This window comes from Paraburkholderia dipogonis (assembly GCF_046027395.1).
GTDB classification, from domain to species: domain Bacteria; phylum Pseudomonadota; class Gammaproteobacteria; order Burkholderiales; family Burkholderiaceae; genus Paraburkholderia; species Paraburkholderia dipogonis_A.
The window spans coordinates 215,726-235,860 of sequence record NZ_JAQQEG010000007.1 but is presented as its reverse complement, the minus strand read 5'-3'; the positions used below and the strand labels follow the sequence as shown (position 1 = coordinate 235,860).

Annotated in this window: 17 protein-coding genes; 10 read left to right on the top strand and 7 right to left on the bottom strand. The window is 64.5% G+C overall.

Going from position 1 to position 20,135, the window contains the following annotated elements; translation table 11 throughout:
- Positions 1–122: 122 nt before the first annotated feature.
- Complete coding sequence (locus tag PQR32_RS09925; protein WP_408225138.1) at positions 123–1,334, bottom strand: MFS transporter; 1,212 nt, start codon at positions 1,332–1,334, stop codon at positions 123–125.
- Between the two features lie 390 nt (positions 1,335–1,724).
- Here PQR32_RS09925 and xdhA point away from each other — a divergent pair, with 390 nt between their 5' ends.
- From xdhA to xdhC, 3 genes are read left to right on the top strand one after another with little or no spacing between them, the layout of a single operon-like run.
- On the top strand, positions 1,725–3,248 hold the full coding sequence (gene xdhA, locus PQR32_RS09920) for a xanthine dehydrogenase small subunit (RefSeq protein WP_408225135.1): 1,524 nt from the start codon (positions 1,725–1,727) through the stop codon (positions 3,246–3,248).
- Between the two features lie 33 nt (positions 3,249–3,281).
- Entirely contained in the window at positions 3,282–5,654 is a 2,373-nt protein-coding gene (xdhB, locus tag PQR32_RS09915) for a xanthine dehydrogenase molybdopterin binding subunit (protein WP_408225132.1), read from the top strand.
- Between the two features lie 52 nt (positions 5,655–5,706).
- Positions 5,707–6,273: a xanthine dehydrogenase accessory protein XdhC gene (xdhC, locus tag PQR32_RS09910; RefSeq protein WP_408225129.1), complete on the top strand. Its 567-nt coding sequence runs from the start codon at positions 5,707–5,709 to the stop codon at positions 6,271–6,273.
- Positions 6,274–6,339: 66 nt separating this feature from the next.
- Here the strand turns inward: xdhC and PQR32_RS09905 are convergent, their stop codons facing one another.
- The 3 genes from PQR32_RS09905 to PQR32_RS09895 form a co-directional block, all read right to left on the bottom strand.
- A complete protein-coding gene (locus PQR32_RS09905) occupies positions 6,340–7,320 on the bottom strand; it encodes a LysR substrate-binding domain-containing protein (protein WP_408225126.1) in 981 nt (326 codons plus the stop codon).
- Positions 7,321–7,563: 243 nt separating this feature from the next.
- Positions 7,564–8,214 carry a 2-hydroxychromene-2-carboxylate isomerase gene (locus PQR32_RS09900; RefSeq protein WP_408225123.1) on the bottom strand — a complete coding sequence of 217 codons (651 nt, stop codon included), beginning with the start codon at positions 8,212–8,214 and terminating at the stop codon, positions 7,564–7,566.
- Positions 8,215–8,307: 93 nt separating this feature from the next.
- A complete protein-coding gene (locus PQR32_RS09895; RefSeq protein ID WP_408225120.1) occupies positions 8,308–9,792 on the bottom strand; it encodes a TAXI family TRAP transporter solute-binding subunit in 1,485 nt (494 codons plus the stop codon).
- Positions 9,793–10,401: 609 nt separating this feature from the next.
- On the opposite strand from PQR32_RS09895, the gene PQR32_RS09890 reads away from it, so the two are divergent.
- Positions 10,402–10,755, top strand: a complete 354-nt coding sequence (locus tag PQR32_RS09890) for a BON domain-containing protein (protein WP_408225117.1) — start codon at positions 10,402–10,404, stop codon at positions 10,753–10,755.
- A 250-nt stretch (positions 10,756–11,005) separates the two neighbouring features.
- A complete protein-coding gene (locus tag PQR32_RS09885) occupies positions 11,006–11,254 on the top strand; it encodes a hypothetical protein (RefSeq protein WP_408225114.1) in 249 nt (82 codons plus the stop codon).
- Positions 11,255–11,300: 46 nt separating this feature from the next.
- Here the strand turns inward: PQR32_RS09885 and PQR32_RS09880 are convergent, their stop codons facing one another.
- Positions 11,301–12,089 (bottom strand): sulfite exporter TauE/SafE family protein, encoded by a 789-nt coding sequence (locus tag PQR32_RS09880; protein WP_408225111.1) that lies wholly within the window; start codon positions 12,087–12,089, stop codon positions 11,301–11,303.
- A gap of 74 nt (positions 12,090–12,163) precedes the next feature.
- Positions 12,164–13,096, bottom strand: a complete 933-nt coding sequence (locus PQR32_RS09875; RefSeq protein ID WP_408225108.1) for a LysR substrate-binding domain-containing protein — start codon at positions 13,094–13,096, stop codon at positions 12,164–12,166.
- A 63-nt stretch (positions 13,097–13,159) separates the two neighbouring features.
- On the opposite strand from PQR32_RS09875, the gene PQR32_RS09870 reads away from it, so the two are divergent.
- Positions 13,160–14,062 (top strand): DMT family transporter, encoded by a 903-nt coding sequence (locus tag PQR32_RS09870; protein ID WP_408225105.1) that lies wholly within the window; start codon positions 13,160–13,162, stop codon positions 14,060–14,062.
- A 65-nt stretch (positions 14,063–14,127) separates the two neighbouring features.
- Here PQR32_RS09870 and PQR32_RS09865 read toward each other — a convergent pair whose 3' ends face one another.
- A complete protein-coding gene (locus PQR32_RS09865; RefSeq protein ID WP_408225102.1) occupies positions 14,128–14,805 on the bottom strand; it encodes a LysE family translocator in 678 nt (225 codons plus the stop codon).
- Between the two features lie 375 nt (positions 14,806–15,180).
- Here PQR32_RS09865 and PQR32_RS09860 point away from each other — a divergent pair, with 375 nt between their 5' ends.
- The 4 genes from PQR32_RS09860 (at position 15,181) to PQR32_RS09845 (ending at position 20,107) form a co-directional block, all read left to right on the top strand.
- The gene (locus PQR32_RS09860) at positions 15,181–16,074 is read left to right on the top strand and encodes a LysR family transcriptional regulator (protein WP_408225099.1); all 894 of its coding nucleotides are present in this window, start codon (positions 15,181–15,183) and stop codon (positions 16,072–16,074) included.
- A 234-nt stretch (positions 16,075–16,308) separates the two neighbouring features.
- Positions 16,309–17,289 carry a hydroxymethylglutaryl-CoA lyase gene (locus tag PQR32_RS09855; RefSeq protein WP_408225096.1) on the top strand — a complete coding sequence of 327 codons (981 nt, stop codon included), beginning with the start codon at positions 16,309–16,311 and terminating at the stop codon, positions 17,287–17,289.
- On the top strand, positions 17,286–18,524 hold the full coding sequence (locus PQR32_RS09850) for a CaiB/BaiF CoA transferase family protein (protein WP_408225093.1): 1,239 nt from the start codon (positions 17,286–17,288) through the stop codon (positions 18,522–18,524). Before PQR32_RS09855 ends, PQR32_RS09850 begins: the two co-directional genes overlap by 4 nt.
- A 98-nt stretch (positions 18,525–18,622) precedes the next feature.
- The gene (locus PQR32_RS09845; RefSeq protein ID WP_408225090.1) at positions 18,623–20,107 is read left to right on the top strand and encodes an MFS transporter; all 1,485 of its coding nucleotides are present in this window, start codon (positions 18,623–18,625) and stop codon (positions 20,105–20,107) included.
- The last annotated feature ends 28 nt before the right edge of the window (positions 20,108–20,135 follow it).

Here is a 20,135-nt window from a genome sequence, read left to right as displayed (position 1 = left end):
GGCGGCAAAGAAAGTAGGTGCCGCCCCGCACAGGGGCAACGCTAATAGACCACAAAGAATTCAAGGAAAGGCCAACACCGACAGCCCACAGAAAAAAACACATGCCGAGCAGGCAACAACCCTCACAACGCCGCAGGCAAATTAGTCACCTTAGCATTCCGAAGATAAAGCAAAGTAGAAAGCCCGACACCCCCGGCAGCGGCAACAGCGGCAAAAAGAAACACCGACCCATACCCAAACTCACCAGCGATATACCCGGCCAACGGCCCGGTAATCCCAAGCGAAAGATCGAGAAACACGGAATAGGCCGACAAAGCCGCCCCTCGACTAGCCGGCGGCACGAGCCCCACAGCCTCGACACCAAGAGCCGGAAACACCAAAGCAAACCCAAACCCGGTCAAAGCCGCACCAGCGAGCGCGATATGAGGCTCAGGCGCCAACCACAACATCAACAAACCGGCACACTCAAACGAAAACGAAGCAATCGCGACCCGAAACCCACCGTACGTCTTAATCGTATTGGCAAACAACAACCGCGCGCCGATGAACAACGTCCCGAACACCGTCAACGACAACGCCGCATTCGGCCAATGCTTAGCCGCATAAAACAGCGTAATAAAAGTAGCAATCGACCCAAACCCGGCAGAACCCAGCGCCAACCCGATCCCATGCGGCAACACCCGCGTGAACACGCTCCGATACGACATCCGCTCGCCGTGCACGATCGGCACCGGCGCAATGGGACGAGCGAGATAAAAGCCGAGCGCCGCCAGCAGAATCACCAGAACCCCCAACGCGGCGAACCCGACCGTATGCTCGATAGCCACGCCCAGCGGCGCGCCGACTGCCAGCGCGCCATACGTCGCGATCCCGTTCCACGAGATCACCCGCGCATTGTTGCTCGTGCCCACCCGGCCGATGCCCCACAGAATCGCGCCCGTGCCGCACAGGCTCTCGCCGAATCCCAACACGAGACGGCTGCACACCAGCAACCCGAGGCTCAGCACCGGCCAGCGCCCGCACAGCACAGCCAGCAACAACAGAACTCCGCTCGCGCCACAACCCAGCAATCCGATCGAAACGGTCCGCTTCGGCCCCAGCGTATCCGCGGAACGGCCGGCGAGCGGCCGCGACGCCAACGTCGCCAGGTACTGCACGCTGATGGCCGCACCCGCCAGCACGGCGCTGTAACCGAGGTCGTCGTGGACGTAGCCCGGCAGCACCGCAAGCGGAATTCCGATCGTCAGATAGCAAAGAAACGTGAAAAAGACGACCGGAATGATCTGCATGGTCGTCGCAAATTCGCTGCGAGGTGCTGCTGAGTCGGTGGACATGGGGAAAACGAGACTTGAATTCGGCGGGAAGGCGTGATTTTCCCATGGAACCGGTTTTCTTGCAGGACTTGCTTAATAATTCATCCGACGAAAAGCCATTCCGAGAACCACATAGTGGTCGGTTTCTGCGTCGTCACTGCCTAAGTTTTGAGCACGATCAATCAAATCGCCTCGACTCGATTTGTCCGTTAATCAACATAAAATATAAAAATACGCCAAAAATACATGAACACCATAAGCCAACCGGCGCCCAAACCCATCTCGATATCTTTTCGCGGATATGTCCCGCATGCGATCCGAGCTATGGGTTGTATTTATTGACGGTGATAGTTTTCGAACCATCACTGCTGCACGTCCCCACGGACACAGAACATTCGAGAGTAACGAGACATGACTGAGCCGATTCGCTTCTACCACCGCAACGCGATCCGCGAGATCAAGGACGCGCCCGTCACCCGCACGGTCCTGCAATATCTGCGTGAAGACGCGCATTGCACCGGCACCAAGGAAGGCTGCGCCGAAGGCGACTGCGGCGCGTGCACGGTCGTGATCGGCGAGCGCAACGAGGCGGGCGGAGTCGACTTCAAAGCGGTCAACGCCTGCATCCAGTTCGTGCCGACGCTCGACGGCAAAGCGCTCTACACCGTCGAAGACCTGCGCCAGCCGGACGGCTCGCTGCATCCGGTGCAGGAAGCGATGGTCGAGTGCCACGGCTCGCAGTGCGGCTTCTGCACGCCGGGCTTCGTCATGTCGATGTGGTCGCTGTACGAAAAGCACGGCCACGAACATAGCTGCGCGAACAAGACCGTGCCGTCGCGTGAAGCGATCAGCAACGCGCTGACCGGCAACCTGTGCCGCTGCACGGGCTATCGTCCGATCGTCGACGCCGCCGTGCGCATGTTCGAAGCGCCGGCGCCAAAAGCGCCGATCAACATCGACGCGCTGTCGAAAACGCTCGCCACGCTCGAGCGCAAGGACACCTTCCGCTACCAGCACGCCGGCCAGCAGTTCGCCGCGCCGCGCACGGTCGAGGCGCTCGCGAAGATCAAGGAAGCCGAACCGGCCACGCGTATTCTCGCCGGCAGCACGGACATCGGCCTGTGGGTTACCAAGATGATGCGCGAGCTCGGCAACATCGTGTACGTCGGGCAGATCGCCGAATTGCAGAAGCTCGAAACCAACGACGAATGGATCGAGATCGGCGCGGGTGTGAGCGTCGAAAAGGCCTACACGGAAATCGTCAAGCAATACCCGGAACTGTTCGAAATGCAGCAACGCTTCGCGTCGCTGCCGATTCGCAATGCCGGCACGCTTGGCGGCAATATCGCCAACGGTTCACCGATCGGCGATTCGATGCCGGGCCTGATCGCCCTCGGCGCGCATGTGATTGTGCGCGGCGGCGAGATCGAGCGCGAAATGCCGCTTGAGGACCTGTACCTTGCGTATCAGAAGAAGGATATGGCGGAACATGAGTTCGTCGTCGGCCTGAAAGTGCCGTCGCGTACCGGCGTACGCAAGAACCTGCAGTTCCGCACGTACAAGCTGTCCAAGCGCTTCGATTCGGACATCTCGGCCGTGTGCGCCGCATTCTCGTTCATCGCTGACGGCAACCTGATCCGCGAGCCGCGCATCGCATTCGGCGGCATGGCCGCCACGTCCAAGCGCGCGACGCACGCCGAAGCCGTGCTGCGCGACGCCGAATGGCACGAAGCCACCGCGCAGGCCGCGATGCTCGCGCTCGGCAACGACTACGCGCCGCTGTCGGACATGCGCGCGACCAGCAACTATCGCCTCGAATCGGCGAAGAACACGCTGTACCGCTTCTGGCTCGAAACGCGGCCGAACAATCCGCTGCCCAAGAGCGCGCTGGATGTGCGCGCGGTCGCCGCGGCGTGCGCGCCTGCAGGCGTCTAAGCAGAAGCCCAACGGATACGGAGAACACACACAATGAATCAGCACGCCGAACCGTTCCTGAAAGACCTCAAGGAGCTCGACGACTTCACGCAGGTCCACATCTCACGTCCGCACGAGTCCGCGCATCTGCACGTGAGCGGCCGCGCCACTTACACCGACGACATCCCGACGCTCGCCGGCACGCTGCACGCCGCGCTCGGCCTGTCGTCGAAAGCGCATGCGAAGATCGTCTCGATGTCGCTCGACAAGGTGCGCGCCACGCCGGGCGTGGTCGCGATCTTCACCGCCGACGACATTCCTGGCGTCAACGACGTCGGTCCGATCATCCACGGCGACGATCCGATTCTCGCCGACGGCCTCGTGCAATACATCGGCCAGCCGATCTTCATCGTGGTCGCGACGTCGCATGACACGGCGCGTCTCGCCGCGCGCCGCGCCGAAATCGTCTACGAGGAGCTGCCGGCGATTCTCACCGCACAGCAAGCGCGCGCCGCGAACCAACACGTGCTGCCGCCGATGAAACTCGCGCGCGGCGAAGCGGACACCAAGATCGCCCGCGCCGCGCGTCGCGAAGCCGGCGAGATGCTGCTCGGCGGCCAGGAGCAGTTCTATCTGGAAGGCCAGATTTCGTACGCGGTGCCGAAGGACGACGACGGCATGCACGTCTACTGTTCGACTCAGCACCCGACCGAAATGCAGCACATGGTCGCGCACGCGTTGGGCGTGGCGTCGCACAATGTGCTGATCGAATGCCGCCGCATGGGCGGCGGTTTCGGCGGCAAGGAATCGCAATCGGGTCTGTTCGCGTGCTGCGCGGCGCTGGCCGCATGGAAGCTGTTGTGCCCGGTGAAACTGCGTCCGGACCGCGACGACGACATGATGGTGACGGGCAAGCGCCACGATTTCCACTACACGTATGAAGTCGGCTACGACGACAAAGGCGTGATCGACGGCGTGACGGTCGACATGACCTCGCGCTGCGGCTTCTCCGCCGACCTGTCCGGCCCGGTGATGACGCGCGCGCTGTGCCACTTCGACAACGCGTACTGGCTCTCCGACGTGACGATCGACGGCTTCTGCGGCAAGACCAACACGCAGTCGAACACGGCGTTCCGTGGCTTCGGCGGTCCGCAAGGCGCGTTCGCGATCGAATACATCATGGATAACGTCGCGCGCTCGGTCGGTGAAGATTCGCTCGACGTGCGCCGCCGCAATCTGTACGGCAAGACCGAGCGCAACCAGACGCCGTACGGCCAGGTCGTCGAAGACAACGTGATTCACGAGCTGATCGACGAACTCGAAGCGACCAGCGAATACCGCGCGCGCCGCGCGGCGATCAACGAGTTCAACGCGAACAATGAAATATTGAAGAAGGGCATGGCGCTCACGCCGGTCAAGTTCGGCATCGCGTTCAACGTGACCCACTTCAACCAGGCTGGCGCGCTCGTGCACATCTACACCGACGGTTCGGTGCTGGTGAACCACGGCGGCACCGAAATGGGCCAGGGCTTGAATACGAAGGTCGCGCAGGTCGTCGCGCATGAACTGGGCATTGGTTTCAACCGCATTCGCGTCACGGCGACCGACACCAGCAAGATCGCCAATACCTCGGCGACGGCCGCCTCGACGGGTTCCGATCTGAACGGCAAGGCCGCGCAGGACGCCGCGCGTCAGTTGCGCGAACGTCTGTCGGCGTTTGCAGCCGAGCGGTTCGGCGCGGGGCAGGTGAGCGCATCGGAAGTGCGCTTCATGCACGACCGCGTGGTGGTGGGCGACGCCATCGTGCCGTTCGAAGAAGTGATCGCGAAGGCTTACGTCGCGCGTATCCAACTCTGGTCGGACGGTTTCTACGCGACGCCGAAGCTCTACTGGGATCAATCAAAGCTGCAAGGCCGGCCGTTCTACTACTACTCGTACGGCGCGGCCGTGTCGGAAGTGGTGATCGACACGCTGACCGGCGAAATGCGCGTGCTGCGCGCGGACGCGTTGCATGACGTGGGCGCTTCGTTGAATCCGGCGCTCGACGTCGGCCAGGTGGAAGGCGCGTTCATTCAAGGCATGGGCTGGCTCACGACCGAAGAACTGTGGTGGAACGCGGGCGGCAAGCTGATGACGCATGCGCCGTCCACCTACAAGATTCCGACCGTCAACGATACGCCGCCCGATTTCCGCGTGCGCCTCTTCAAGAACCGCAATGCGGAGGACAGCATCCATCGTTCGAAGGCGACAGGCGAGCCGCCACTGCTGCTGCCGTTCTCGGTGTTCTTTGCCGTGCGCGATGCGGTGTCGGCAGTCGGCGACCACAAGATCAATCCGCCGCTGAATGCGCCGGCGACCAGCGAGGAAATCCTCAAGGCGGTCGGCGCGGTACGGGCTGCAACCACAGCACCGCGGCAATCAGCGTAGCAATGAGCCGGGAAAGAAGCGCGTGAACAACACACTCACTGGAATGATCGCCATGAACGAATTTTCTTCCGTTCAGATCGGCCGACGCGACGCCGTGCAAATGCCGCGTCCGGCGCCGATGCATATCGTGCTGTTCGGCGCGGGGCATGTCGGGCATGCGCTCATCAAGCTGCTCGGCAGCTTGCCGTGCGTCGTCCAGTGGGTCGACGAGCGCGACGAACTGTTCCCCGACGAAACGCCCGCCAATGTGCAGATCGAAGCGACCGACACGCCGGACGCGATCGTCGATACGGCGCCGCCCGGCGCGTACTTTCTCGTGATGACGCATAACCACGCGCTCGATTTCTCGCTCGCCGCCCGCATCATGCGGCGGCGCGATTTCACCTACTTCGGCATGATCGGTTCGAAGACGAAGCGCGTGAAGTTCGAGCGTCGTTTGCTCGATCGTGGCGTGGATCTGGACCGGCTGGTGGAGATGACGTGTCCGATCGGCGTGGCCGGTATTATCGATAAGGCGCCTTCGGCGATCGCCGTGGCGGTATGCGCGGAGTTGCTGCAGATTCGCACGCGGCAGGTCGTGGCGCAACTCGCGACGCAGCAGCTTTGCGCGAGCGTCTGATCGGTTGAAGTAAGTCAAGACGAAGGCGCTCAACTGGCGCCGCCCGTCAAACTTCAAATCCAAACGTCAGCCCGTTGCGGCTGACGTTTCCTTTTTGGGCGCCCGCTTCGTGCGCCGCACTTTCTGCGCAACCAGCCTATCCGACACCAGGGACATCAGCGTACGCAGCCAACCCACGTCGCTCGGCCGATCCGGCTGCGGATGCCACAACTGATAGCACTTGATGCGTGGAAACGGAATCGGCACATCGACCACCGCGAGCGGCAACATGTCTGCGTAGTGCATCGCGAAGCGGCGCGTCGTCGTGAAGATCAGATCGGATTGCAACAGCGTTTGCGGCACCAGCCCGAAGTAGGGCAGCGTGGCGACGATGCGCCGCTCGGCGCGCGCCCGCGCGAAGCCGATGTCGATGGCGCCGCTGCTCGCGCCGCTATACGCCGTCGGCGCGAGATGCGGCGCGGCGAGATACGCTTCGCGCGTCAGTGGCATGCGCGTCAGCGGATGATCGGCGCGCATCATGCACACAACGGTATCGGAGAACAGATCGCTGCGCTCGAAACGCGGCTCGGGCTTCGGCCAGTTGCCGATCACCAGGTCGAGCTCGCCGGCATCGAGCGCGGCGGAATGATCGAGCATCGGGCTCAGCGAATCGATCTCCAGCCGAGCATGTGGCGCCGCCTCGCGAAACTGCGCGATCACCGTCGGCATGAAGAAGTCGTTCAGATAGTCCGGCGCGGCCACGCGAAACGTGCGGCGCGAGCGGCCGGGATCGAAGTCGCCATGCGGCGTCGCGACGAAATCGACTTCGCGCAGCACGCGTTGCGCGGAAGCCAGCAGCGATTCACCGTATTCGGTCGGCACCATGCCCGACTTGCCGCGCACGAGGATCGGGTCGTTCAGCGTCTCGCGCAGTTTGCGCAGCGCGGTGCTGATGGCAGGCTGGGTCTGATTCAGACGCAACGCGGTCTGCGTGACGCTGCGCTCGACCAGCAGCGTGCGCAGCACGCGCACGAGCCAGATATCGAGGGAGGCGGCGGTGTCGTCCATGGTTTAAGCGAGGCGGGGCAAGGGGATCGGATCCGATGAGGCGTCGTACGGAGCCGCCCGCGAGCGTCTCGCGAGAGCGCGGCGCCAACGCGCACGGCGCGAAGGTCATAACCTTAGGCCCGTTTGCGGTGTAGCGGCATAGCGGGCACGGTATGGCCGGCATCAGCAAGGCTGTTTTGCCGCAACAAACCCTCGCAAGCGCCGTGGGACGCGCGTTTCGCCCGCTTTACGCTTACGTATCGCCTACGGTTGAATATCCGCGAGCCCCGACGGCAGCGAACTGATCCGTTTGACTTCTCTCGATTCGAGCCAGTTCGGCGTGCGCGCGCAGTACAGCACCATGGGCAACGCGTCCTCACCCCAAAACAATTGATCGTTCAGAAAGAAGGTCGGCACGCCGTAGACGCCGAGGGCGATCGCGTCCGCCGTATTGCGCTGCAATTGCGCCAGCACGGCTGCGCTTTTGATGAGCTCCGGACCGTCGGTCACGCCGACGCGGTCGCACAACTCGGCAAAGGCCTCATCGGTCGACGGATCGCGGCCTTCACGCCAGATGAAGCGGAAAATCTCGCGCACGAATTGGACGTCGCCGTTCGCTGCGGTGGCAAGCAAAAGCGGCTTCATGGAATCGAAGGGATGCGCCGGCGGCATCTTGTACGGAATGCCGAGTTGCTCCGCGCGAAACAGCGCGTGCCGGTACAGGAAGGTGCGTTTCGAGGGCACGCCGTAAGCCGGCCGCTGTCCCCAGTGACGATACAGATCGTTCAGTACCACGGGCGTGAACACGAAGTCGAAGCCCGGCCATTTGTCGTGCTGCTCCAGCAACAGGTAAGTAAACGGCGAGACAAAGTCGTAAAACCACAGCGGTTGCCTGGCGTCGATGCCAACGGTCATAAATGTCTCCCGAATTGCCTGTTCCGCACGGCGCGTCTGCCGCACCGTCGGATTTGTAATGATCTTACGCGGTGCAGCCGCGGCTTGCACCCGTCAATATGGTTTGGCGTCGTGGTCGTCGCGCGCTTCGCCGATTTCGGCCGCTTCGTTCGCGGCGCGCGGCGTGGGTCCGGCGCCTGCTTCGCGCGCACCGTTCTCCGCTCTTTCAGCTTCGTTGGCGGCCTCGTCGCGCTGGGCGTCGCGGGCCTGCGTGAGCCGCTGGCGTACGAAGCCGATATGCTCGCGCAGCACGTAGAACTGATCCGCATAGGCGAGCGGCATCTTCAGGCCGTTGACCGACTCCTCGATCGCGTCGAGCCGCTCGATCAGCGAGGCGCGCTCGGCGGGCGAATGGTCGCTGAGCGCGCTGCGTTCGATCGCGATCAGCGCGCCGTACCAGCGATAGATGCGCGATTTCACCCGCCATGCATACAGCGACGGCACCAGACGCAAGGCCGGCACCAGCAACACGATCAGCGGCACCACGACCACCAGCAGCCGGTCGGCGAGACTCGCGAGCCAGAACGGCAGGATCCGGTAGAGGAAGCTCTTGCCCGACTTGTAGTAGCGCGCGGCGTCGTCGCTGATCGGGAAATCGTGCGCGAGCGGCGCGGGGAATTCGCCGGCGCGCTGCATGATGTTCGCCTTGCCGTGCACCTCGCGGGCGGCTTCGATCAAAAGGTCGGAAAGCGCGGGATGCAGCGAGTCGCGCGCGACCAGTTCGGCGGTCGGCGCCACCATATGAATTGGCGCGGACGGCAGATTCTTGCCGAGGTCGAACGCCCCCATCGGCATCTCGAGTTGCGTCAGGTAGGGAAAGCGGCGCGTGTAGGCATCGGCTTGCGAGAAGTCGTAGAACTGCACGTTCGGCGTGCGGTACAGCTTGCCCATCACCGCGGGTTGGGCCGAATCGCCGGCGAGGAACGCCGCGTCGACCTTGCCGGAGACGAGGGCATCGGCGGCGTCGTCGCCAGAGAGCGGCAACAGCTTGGTCGCGCCGCCCGGCACGATGCCGTTGGCCTTGAGCAGCGCGAGCGCCAGCTCGCGCGTGCCACTGCCTTCGGCGCCGACCGCGAGCCGCTGGCCTTTAAATTCGGAGAGCCGCGTGACGGTCGGCCCGTGATAGAAGATCGCGAGCGGCACATAGGCCACGCTGCCGAGCGACATCAGCCCGTCGGCCGCCGGGCCGGGCGCGACGCCGTCCTGCACGAAGGCGACATCGACGTTCGACTTCGGATCAGACAGCCGCTTGAGATTCTGCAGCGAGCCTTCCGACGACATCACGTTCAGCGTGATGCGGTTGCGCGCCAGAATCGCCTTGTACTTTTGCGCCGCGGTCCAGAAGGTGCTGCCTTCGGGGCCGGCGCTAATGGTCAGCGTGCTGGGCGGCGCGGGCTGGATCAACCGCACGGCGACCCAGATCGCGACGGCGACGATCAGCAGGATCGGCCCGAACGAGACCGCGAGATCGCGCCAGGAGATCGCGACAAAACGGGCGACGAGACGGGGAGGGCTTTTGCGGCCGGAGGCTGGCTTCATCGGATGACGTGACGGCTACGGTCGAAAGTGAACAGGAACGGCGCTCTGCGGCGCGCGAGTCGGTGCGAAGCACGCGCGGCTTGCGGGACCGGCTGCCGCGACGGGCCCGCGAGCCGCGCGGCAGCTTGCGTCGCGCCGATGGTACCTGAGATTCACTGCACGGCGGAACGCGCGGCAGCGGCCAGCGGCGACAAACCCGTAACAAATCGTGAACGTGGCGTGACAGCCCGTGCGCCTGACGCGATTCGCATCTTGAGCATCTCGAGTATGACTAAACCCGACTAAACCCTTTGCGCTTCTGGCCCGGCTAGATTAAATTGTGCATCGCTGCCGCGAACAGATGTTTGCGCGGCGTGACCCGGCACGACACACAAGAACCGGGCGCGTCGGCGGACCTCGCGGCTTGCCGGTTTTCGTACCGCACTGCATGCCTGTCATCGCAGGCGGCAACGGCAACCGGCCTCTCTCGCCTCTCGCACATCGTGTTACAGCCATAGTCGGCCGTTGCTCAGCCGCGCCCTTGCCGCGCGCGCCCAGCATGGCCGCAAGTAGTCGTAACGAAGCCGCTTGTCTATGCGGTCCAATGTGAAGCTAAGGAGAAGAAAAGCTATGAAATCGGTCGGTTTTCTGAAAACGCTGGGTTCGGTTGTGGCAATGGTGGTGGCGTGCAATGTGTACGCTCAGGCAAGCGACGCAACGGCAACCGGCACGACCGCCGCGCCGGCTGCCAGCGCCAAGTCGACCAAGAAGGCGAACAGCCAGCTGGGCCGCAAGGTGCGTAGCGCGTTGTCCAAGGCGCAAGGCATCGACGTGTCGAACATTGCCGTGCGTGCTCGCGGCGGCGCGGTGACCCTCACGGGTTCGGTGCCTGACCAAGGCCAGATCGACGCTGCCGGCCAGGCGGCAAAGGGCGTCGCGGGCGTGACGTCGGTGTCGAACAAGCTGACCGTTGTGCAGCAGTAAGCAGGCTGCGGCACCTGGCGCGGGCGGTTCACGCCGCCATGCGCCATCGTGATGCAGACGCGCACCAAGGTTCCGGCAAAAAACCGGAGCCTTTTTTTTATTTAGTTTGGCGATTATTGAAGCGGCGATGATAGGCCTCAGCCGTTCCGAACTGGGACGGCGGCGCGGCCGCAGTCCGTCTGTGCGCTGTGACACACTGCTGACGCGTTGCGAAGCGTACTGTGATGCGTAGGGAACCGGAGTCAACGCCATGGAAACCTCGCTTTTGCGCTATACCGATCTGCCCATCGGCGATCGGGCGGCTTTCGAACTGGTGTGCGCACGGCACGGTTTTGCACCGGCGCATTTCGACATCAGTGCCTGCGCGGATCCGAGCGACGCGGCGCACGAGCGCCTCGTTACCGTGCGGCGCGGCGGCTGGGCGCAGTCCTATCACGACCGTCACGGTCAATGGATCCGGCAGTTCGAGGCCGATCTGACCTGCCGGTTCTTCAAGTAGCTGCTGGACGTTCGCGCCGGCGCGTGTCGATATTCCTAAGGCGGTTTCAGGCCAGCACGAGGCGCACGCCGACCAGCGTGAGCGTGGCGGCGAGCAGGTTGCGCAGCAGCGTGTCCGGCGCGCGCGAGGACAGATAGCTGCCGACCGCGATGCCCGGCAGCGATCCCACTAGCAACGACAGCAGCATCGACCAGTCGATCGAGCCCAGCAGCCAATGGCCGGCGCCTGCCAACAGGGTGAGCGGCACCGCGTGTGCGATGTCCGACCCGACAATGCGCGTGGTCGGCAGCAGCGGATACAGCAGCAACAACACCGTCACGCCGATCGCGCCCGCCCCCACCGAAGTCAGCGACACCAGCACGCCGAGCACCGCGCCGGTCAGCATGGTCAGCGCGAGCGTGCGTCCCTGACGCGGCGTGCGCTGTTTGCGCGCGCCCAGCGCCGCGAGTTGCGGACGAAACACCAGCGCCACCGCCGTCACCAGCAATGCCGCGCCGAGGACGACCTGGATCAGCCGGCTCGCGCCCGGTGTGTCCATGCCATAGCGATGCAGCAGGATCAGCGTGATGGTGGCGGCCGGCACGCTGCCGGCGGCGAGGCGCAGGGTGATCTGCCAGTCGACGGAGCCCTTCAGGCCGTGCACGAGCGTGCCGGTCGCCTTGGTGGCCGCCGCGTACAGCAGGTCGGTGCCGACCGCGGTGGCCGGATGCACGTTGAACAGCAGGACCAGGATCGGCGTCATCAGCGAGCCGCCGCCGACGCCCGTCAATCCGACCAGAAAGCCGACGAACAGGCCGGAGACGGAGTACAGCAGATCGATGTGGGGAAGTGCCATTGAGCGGACCGCTGGCGGTCGGGTGGGTTGGACGGGTTATAGGCGGCAAGGCCGCCGTGGCGCGGCGAAAGCCGCTATTGTCGCAAAACTGCCGCGTTTGCGTATGAAGCGCTCTGCATACGGTCGATCAACGCCAGGACTTCGGGCCGGTTTTCGCCTTTCGCATGCACGAAGTAGTAGGTGAGCGGCGAGGCGACTTCATGGCGGCTTACGCGCACGAGGCCGCTGCGCTGCAGATACGCGTCGGCGAGCGGCACGCGCGCCAGCGCCACGCCGAGACCCGCTTCCGCGGCGGCCAGCACCAGCGTGTAGTCTTCGAAGCGCCGGTCCTGCGCGCGAGGTTTCAACGGCATGTCCAGCTCATCGAACCATGCGCGCCAGCCTGTCACGTCCGAGTCGTGCAGCAGCGGCACGTCCAGCAGCGCCGCGTCGCCGCGCTTATGCCGCTGCTTCGCCAGTTGCGCGGCCAGTGCGGGATGCGCCACCGGATACAGCGTCTCCGGCAGGAACGGCTTGACCTCGAGCTGACGCCAGTTGCCGCGCCCGTAGCGAACGGCCAGATCCGCGTCGCCACTGACGATGTCCACATTGCGGTGGTCGATGTCGAGCTGGATACGCAGCGCCGGCGCCTCGGTTTCAAACGCCGCCTGGCGCTCGAAGAACCACAGCTTGGCGAACGCGGGCACCACGCTTAGCTTGACCAGTTGCGGGTTGCGCGGCGAACGCCATTGGTCCGCCGCGCTGTCGATGATGCCGAAAGCCTGCTCGATCCGACCGATAAAACGCTGCCCGTCCGGTGTCAGCCGCACGCCGCGCGCATGGCGTTCGAACAGCGTCATGCCGAGCCAGTTTTCAACGGCGGCGACTCGCCGGCTGATCGCGCCGTGCGTGAGCCCGGCGGCTTCCGCGGCGGCGAGGAACGAGCCTTCGCGGGCCACGTGGCAGACGGTTTCGAGGCTTGCGAGCGGCGGCCGAGCAGACGCGGCGGGTGGCGAGGTGTGAGCCATATTCACATCACAGTGTTCATTTGTGTTCTAGCTTAGCAGCTCATGCCAAGGCACGATCGCGGCATGAACACACTGACTTCGCCTCGTCCCTCGCGCTTTGCGCGTCAGCCGCTGCTGGCGGCAGGTGCGGTCGCCTTCACGATTGTGTCGTGGGCGTCCGCGTTTCCATTCATTCGTATCGGCTTGCAGGGCTTGCCGCCTTTGCAACTGGCGTCGGCGCGTTTCGCTACGGCAGCGCTGCTGGTGCTCGCGTGGCTCGCCTACCGGCGCCCGCGTCTGCCGACATGGCCCGACAGCCTGCGCTTCGCGTTGTGCGGTTTTCTCGGCATCGCGCTCTACAACGCGCTGCTCAATACCGGTGAAAAGACCGTGGCCGCAGGTGCGGCGAGTTTCATCGTCAATACGCTGCCGATTTTTACGGCGCTGCTGGCGTCCGTCGTACTCGGCGAGCGTTTCAACCGCTGGGGATGGCTCGGCTCACTCGTGAGCCTCGCGGGCATCGCCGTGATCGCGCGCGGCCAGCCGGGCGGCCTGACGCTCGGCGCGGGCAGCACCCTGATTCTCGGCGCCGCGCTGTGTTCCGCGAGTTACTTCGTGCTGCAGCGGCGCCTGATTCCGGTCTACGGTGCGCTGACTTGCACCGCCTACACATTGCTGGCCGGAGCGCTGCTGCTGACGCCCTGGTTGCCGGGCGCGTTGCATTCGCTCGACGGCGCGCCGCACGGCACGCTGCAGGCGGTGCTGGTGCTCGGCGTGTTTCCGGCGGCGCTCGGTTATGCGACGTGGACCTTCGCGCTCGGTCATTTCGGCGCGGCGCGCGCGGCCAATTTTCTCTATCTGACGCCGGCCGTGGCGACAGCCTTGTCCGCGTTGCTGACCGGAGAGCGCCCGGGGCTTGCGACGCTATGTGGTGGGTTGTTGGCGATTGCTGGAGTAGTGGTCGTGGCGTTGCGCGGGCGCTTCTAAGACTGAGGGCGCAGCCGCCGACGCGGCCGCAGCGCTAGCACGTGGCGCTGTGCGGTGAGACCCGCTCAAAGCGCCCGGCGAATCTCCACGACGCCGAACGCCGCCAGCGTGAACCCGACGATCCGGTCGATGGCGACGCGCAGTTTGCTGCCGATCGCATGGCGCGCAAGCGACACCACAGTCACGAGGAAACACCACCACGCAATCGAGCCGCAAAACACGCCGCCTACCGTGGTTAGCGCAATGCTCGATGAAAACGCGCCGCGCGGGGCGAGCGTCGTGAACAGCGCGGCGAACATGATGACCGTTTGCGGATTGGTCAGCGTGAGCAGCAATGAACTCGCATAGGCGCGTAGTGCACCGGCGCGGCCCACTTGCGCGAGCTTGCCGTTGCCGTCGCGGTTGTTTGCTCCGTTGCCGTTGCCGTTGCCGTCGCCGTTCGACGGGTCGGCGGGGGCTTTCTGCAGCAGCGTGCGCACGCCCAGATACAACAGGAACAACCCGGCGAGCAGATGCAAGGGCCGGTCATACGCGAGCATGAACTGCGAGATGCTGACGAGGCCGAGCGCCGCGATCAGTCCATAGGCGGCGTCGCCGGTTGCGATGCCGAAACCGATCGCGAGGCCGGCACGCGGACCGCCGGTCAGCGTGCGGCGGATGCACAGCATGCCCATCGGGCCGACCGGCGCGGCAATCGCGAGGCCGACGCCAGCGGCGGTGAGGAAGAGACTGGTGGTGGACATGGCTATCTCTGGTCGATTGTTCTGGTTCGTGGCGCGATTCGCGTGCTGCGCAGATGCTCGCGGCCGGCAAGGCCCTCAGCATAGCCAGACCGGAAAAGCCGGGCAAGTGCGCGCGTGATCGTAGGAGCAAGCGATTCAGGCGGCCTAAGCGGCCAGGCGGCTCAAGCAGTTCAAGCAGTTCAAGCAACCCGAGCAAACCAGGCAAACCAGGCAAACCAGGCAAACCAGGCAAACCAGGCAAACCAGGCAAACCAGGCAAACCAGGCAAACCAGGCAAACCAGGCAGCTCCCGCGGTAGATACCCTGAGATGGCCTCAGCCGCCGTCATCGTCGGGCATAATTTTCCCACTTCAAACCTTGGAAGCATGCCCGCTCATGTGGCAGATCGATCAGGTGACCTTGCGCTTGTTCATTGCCGTCTGCGAGGAAGGCACGATTGCGCGCGCGGCCGAACGCGAGTTCATCGCGCCGTCGGCGGTCAGCAAGCGGCTCGCGGATCTCGAAGCGCTGGTCGATGTCGCGTTGCTCTCGCGCAGCCAGCGCGGCGTGCGCGCCACCGCCGCCGGCGAGGCGCTGCTGCGGCACGCGCGGCTCATCATGCGCGGCCACGAACGCCTGCAGGCCGAACTGAGCGAATACGCGGCCGGGGCGCGCGGCCACGTGCGGGTGCTGGCGAACGTGTCGTCGATGGTGGAGTTTCTGCCCGAGGCACTTTCGGCGTTCCTGAAGGCGAACCCGCGAATTCGCGTGGACGTCGAAGAGCGCGTGAGCGCGGAAATCGTCCGAGGTCTGGAAGAGGGTGTCGCCGATCTCGGCATTTGCCGCGACGTCGTGCCGATGGGCAGTCTCGACGTCGTGCCCTATCGCGCCGATCATCTCGCGCTGATCGTGCCGCGCGACCATCCGCTCGCGGGCGAGGTGGCGATCAGCTTCGAGCAGACGCTGGCGTTCGACCACCTCGGACTCTCGTCGAACGCATCGGTGAATGCGCTGATGCAGCGCATCGCGGCGGAAAAGGGCCACGAACTCAACTATCGCACCTACGTGTCGACGTTCGATGCCGCCTATCGTTTCATCCAGGCCGGCCTCGCCGTCGCGATCCTGCCGCGCGAAGCGCTGCCTCGTCACGCCGCCGACGAATACGGCATCATGGCCGTGCCCTTGCGCGAAGCCTGGGCCGAACGGCGCTTCGTGATCTGCATGCGCGACCGTCAGGCGCTGACGCTCGCGGCGTCGCATCTGCTCGATCATCTGCTGAACGCGGTCTGAGGCCGAGCCTAAAAAGCGCGTCGCGATCTTCTCGTCACACCCTCTGAAAAGCCCTTAAGGGTTTCCCCTTTGCGACGGCTCACGCCCGTCCCGCCTGCCTGAGCCGCCATCGCGAGCGGCGATGGAGTGCGTCGCCAACGCAGACTTTGCCGCGCGCCGATGCGCGGGCACGCTGTCACTCAGCTGCTTCATTCCCCGCATTCTCCGCGGCATTCAAGACCGGGATTCAAGACCATGAGTGACACCCAGGAGCACGTCGTCGTGACCGAAGTCGGTATGCGAGACGGTCTGCAAAGCATCGCTCGCACGATGCCTACCGCGTTCAAACGGCGTTGGATCGACGCCGCCTATGCCGCCGGCGTGCGCCATATGGAAGTCGCCTCCTTCGTGCCGGCGAAGCTGCTGCCGCAGATGGCCGACGCCGACGAAGTCATCGCTCACGCGCTCACCTACGACGATCTGATCGTCACGGCGCTGGTGCCGAATCTGAAGGGCGCGCAACGCGCGCTCGAATCCGGCGTGCATCGTATCGTCGCGCCGATTTCGGTGAGCGCCGCGCACAGCCTCGCGAACGTGCGCAAAACGCCGGCGGAAATGATCGGGGCGTTCGCGGCGATGCGCGAGTTGATCGACGGCGCGGCGCACGCGGGCGCGCGGCGCGTCGAACTGATCGCCGGTTTGTCGACGGTGTTCGGCTGCACGCTGCAAGGCGCAGTGCCATACGTGGATATCGCCGCGGTCGCCCGCGCCGCGCTGCAAGCGGGCGCCGATGTGATCGCGCTCGGCGACACCACAGGCGAAGCGACGCCGCGCCAGGTCGGCGAGATCATCGAACTGGTGCGGGACGTGGCGGGCGGCAAGCTGCGCTCGCTGCATTTCCACGACACGCGCGGTCTCGGACTGGCCAACACGCTGGTCGCGCTGCAACACGGTATCCGCGAATTCGACGCGTCGCTCGCCGGACTTGGCGGCTGTCCGCATGCGCCGGGCGCGACCGGCAACGTCAACACCGAAGACCTCGTGTTCATGCTCGACAGCATGGGCTACGCGACCGGCATCGACCTGGACCGTCTGCTCGCGTCGCGCGCGGTGCTCGCCGACGCTTTGCCCGGCGAACCGCTTTACGGCTATCTGGCGCGCGCCGGCTTGCCGAAGCAGTTCAGTTCGGCCGCCCGTCAACGTTTTGAATCTTCCGTCGCGCAGGTACTGCAATGAATCCGCTTCCCTCTGCTTCAACTGAGGCTCCTTCCGTGCCTCAACCTGGCGCGCTGCCGCTCGCGGGCATTCGTGTGATCGAGTTGTCGCATATGGTGATGGGGCCGACCTGCGGGATGATTCTCGGCGATCTCGGCGCCGAAGTGATCAAGGTCGAGCCGCCGCGCGGCGACGGCACGCGCCGTTTGCTCGGCACCGGCGCGGGCTTTTTTCGCACCTTCAACCGCAACAAGAAGAGTGTGGCGCTCGACCTCGATAGCGAAGCCGGACTGGCCGCGCTGCACAAGCTGGTCGATACCGCCGATGTGTTCGTCGAGAACTTCAAACCGGGCCGCATGGCGAGTCTCGGTCTCGATTACGCGTCGCTGCGCGAGCGCAATCCGAAGCTCATCTACGTCTCGCACAAGGGCTTCCTGAACGGTCCATACGAACACCGCCTCGCTCTCGACGAAGTCGTGCAGATGATGGCCGGCCTCGCCTACATGACCGGACCCGTGGGCCGTCCGTTGCGCGCGGGCAGCTCGGTCAACGACATCATGGGCGGCATGTTCGGCGCGATCGGCGTGCTTGCCGCCTTGTATGAACGGCATGCGAGCGGACGCGGCAAGGAAGTGCACAGCGCGCTGTTCGAGAACTGCGTGTTGCTGTCCGCGCAGCACATGCAGCAGTTCGCCGCGACCGGCGTGCCCGCTGCGCCGATGCCCGAGCGCATCAGCGCATGGGCCGTGTACGACGTGTTCACGCTCGCCAACAACGAGCAGATGTTCATCGCCGCGACCGGCGATGGACAGTGGCGCGCGCTGTGCGCGATTCTCGGCCGAGCGGACCTGTTGGCCGACCCGCGCCTCACCACCAACAACGACCGCGTGCTGGCGCGCGAATGGCTGCTGAAAACGCTCGGCGAATCGCTGGGCCAGTTCGAAGGCGCGACGCTGGTGCCACAGTTCGAGCGCGACCACATTCCGTTCGCGTCGATCACGAAACCCGAGGACCTGTTCGACGATCCGCATCTGAACGAGAGCGGCGGTCTTGCTCGCCTGACACTCGACGACGGCAGCGAAACCAGCATGCCGCTGCTGCCGATTTCACTCGATGGCGCGCGTCTGCAACCGCGTCAACCGATCGCGAAGATCGGCGAGCACACCGCGCAAGTGCTGCGCGATCTGGGCTACGACGAAGCGGAGATCGCGGCGCTGAGCGGCAGTTCGAATCAGGCGCCGCCCCAAGCGGCGTGAGGTCGCGCTTGAGGCCGCTGCCTGAACCCGGCGCTCGATGCATTGAACGCAATCAAATCAATCTCATCCGGCGCAAGACCGGACAACGGAGACAGACGATGAAATCGTCGAATCATGCGGTATATGCAACGGCGGTCGGCGATGCCGGCGCGCTCGGCGGATTACCCTCTGGCGCGGGTGCGTCCGCGGACGGCCGCGCGGACGACATCGCGCTCGATGGCGCCCGTATTTCCGCGCGGCTTGACCGCCTGCCGGCCACACGTTCGATCTGGCAGTTGGTGATGCTGCTGAGCCTCGGGCTTTTCTTCGAACTGTACGACCTGATGTTCTCCGGCTATATCGCACCGGGACTCGTGCGCAGCGGCATTCTCACCGCGACCACACACGGTCTGTTCGGCACGAGCGGCGTGGCGAGTTTCATCGCGGCGTTGTTCGCGGGGCTGTTCATCGGCACGGCGGCGTGCGGATTTCTCGCCGACCGTTTCGGCCGACGCGCGATCTTCACGTGGTCGCTGCTCTGGTACACCGCGGCCAACATCATCATGGCGTTTCAGGACACGGCGCTCGGGCTCAATCTCTGGCGTTTCATCGCGGGGATCGGCATTGGCGTGGAGATCGTCACGATCGGCACGTACATCTCCGAACTCGTGCCGAAGCATGTGCGCGGACGTGCGTCGGCATGTTCGCAGGCAGTCGGGTTTTGCGCGGTGCCGATCGTCGCGTTTCTCTCGTATCTGCTGGTGCCGCATCGCTATTTCGGTCTGGATGGCTGGCGTCTGGTCGTGCTGACCGGCGTGGTCGGCGCGATCGTGGTGTGGTGGATCCGTCTGGGTTTGCCGGAGAGCCCGCGCTGGCTCGCGCAGAAAGGCCGCATCGACGAAGCGGACGCGATCATGACGCGGCTCGAAGCACGCGTCGCGCGCGAATACGGACGGCCATTGCCGGAACCGGCCTTGCCCGAGCCGGTGCGCGCACGGGCGGCGTTTCGCGACCTGCTGGTGCCGCCGTATCGCAAGCGCACGCTGATGCTGATCATCTTCCACGTGTTCCAGACAATGGGTTACTACGGCTTCGCGAACTGGATTCCGACCTTGCTGATCAAGCAGGGCATTACGGTGACGACGAGTCTGATGTACGCGAGCATCATCGCGATTGCCGCACCGCTCGGGCCGTTGCTGGGATTGCTGATTGCCGACCGCTTCGAGCGCAAGACGGTGATCATCTGCATGGCGGGGGTGAATGTGGTGTGCGGACTGGCGTTCAGCCAGGCGCGCGAGACGGTGTTGCTGGTGAGCCTGGGTGTGTGTCTCGTGCTAGCGGGAAATATTATTTCGTATAGCTATCACGCATATCAGGCCGAGTTGTTTCCGACCAGTATCCGGGCTCGGGCAGTGGGATTCGTTTATTCGTGGAGCCGGATTTCGGCGATGTTCTCCGCGTTCGTGATCGCGGGATGTTTGAGCCGCTTCGGCGTGGACGGCGTGTTCGTGTTTATTTCCGGAGCGATGGCGGTGGTGATGCTGGCCATTGGGATGCTTGGGCCGAAGACGCGGGACGTGGCGTTGGAGGATATTTCGAAGTAGTGTGTTCAGGAAGATGCCCGCCTGTGTG

What these genes read in the sequence shown, in the direction of transcription:
- PQR32_RS09855 (WP_408225096.1), top strand. Translation starts at nt 16,309, where the DNA reads ATGAGTGACACCCAGGAGCACGTCGTCGTGACCGAAGTCGGTATGCGA.
- PQR32_RS09870 (WP_408225105.1), top strand. Translation starts at nt 13,160, where the DNA reads ATGAACACACTGACTTCGCCTCGTCCCTCGCGCTTTGCGCGTCAGCCG.
- PQR32_RS09845 (WP_408225090.1), top strand. Translation starts at nt 18,623, where the DNA reads ATGAAATCGTCGAATCATGCGGTATATGCAACGGCGGTCGGCGATGCC.
- xdhA (WP_408225135.1), top strand. Translation starts at nt 1,725, where the DNA reads ATGACTGAGCCGATTCGCTTCTACCACCGCAACGCGATCCGCGAGATC.
- PQR32_RS09885 (WP_408225114.1), top strand. Translation starts at nt 11,006, where the DNA reads ATGGAAACCTCGCTTTTGCGCTATACCGATCTGCCCATCGGCGATCGG.
- PQR32_RS09865 (WP_408225102.1), bottom strand. Translation starts at nt 14,805, where the DNA reads ATGTCCACCACCAGTCTCTTCCTCACCGCCGCTGGCGTCGGCCTCGCG.
- PQR32_RS09860 (WP_408225099.1), top strand. Translation starts at nt 15,181, where the DNA reads ATGTGGCAGATCGATCAGGTGACCTTGCGCTTGTTCATTGCCGTCTGC.
- PQR32_RS09895 (WP_408225120.1), bottom strand. Translation starts at nt 9,792, where the DNA reads ATGAAGCCAGCCTCCGGCCGCAAAAGCCCTCCCCGTCTCGTCGCCCGT.
- xdhC (WP_408225129.1), top strand. Translation starts at nt 5,707, where the DNA reads ATGAACGAATTTTCTTCCGTTCAGATCGGCCGACGCGACGCCGTGCAA.
- PQR32_RS09850 (WP_408225093.1), top strand. Translation starts at nt 17,286, where the DNA reads ATGAATCCGCTTCCCTCTGCTTCAACTGAGGCTCCTTCCGTGCCTCAA.
- PQR32_RS09900 (WP_408225123.1), bottom strand. Translation starts at nt 8,214, where the DNA reads ATGACCGTTGGCATCGACGCCAGGCAACCGCTGTGGTTTTACGACTTT.
- PQR32_RS09890 (WP_408225117.1), top strand. Translation starts at nt 10,402, where the DNA reads ATGAAATCGGTCGGTTTTCTGAAAACGCTGGGTTCGGTTGTGGCAATG.
- PQR32_RS09925 (WP_408225138.1), bottom strand. Translation starts at nt 1,334, where the DNA reads ATGTCCACCGACTCAGCAGCACCTCGCAGCGAATTTGCGACGACCATG.
- PQR32_RS09905 (WP_408225126.1), bottom strand. Translation starts at nt 7,320, where the DNA reads ATGGACGACACCGCCGCCTCCCTCGATATCTGGCTCGTGCGCGTGCTG.
- PQR32_RS09875 (WP_408225108.1), bottom strand. Translation starts at nt 13,096, where the DNA reads ATGGCTCACACCTCGCCACCCGCCGCGTCTGCTCGGCCGCCGCTCGCA.
- PQR32_RS09880 (WP_408225111.1), bottom strand. Translation starts at nt 12,089, where the DNA reads ATGGCACTTCCCCACATCGATCTGCTGTACTCCGTCTCCGGCCTGTTC.
- xdhB (WP_408225132.1), top strand. Translation starts at nt 3,282, where the DNA reads ATGAATCAGCACGCCGAACCGTTCCTGAAAGACCTCAAGGAGCTCGAC.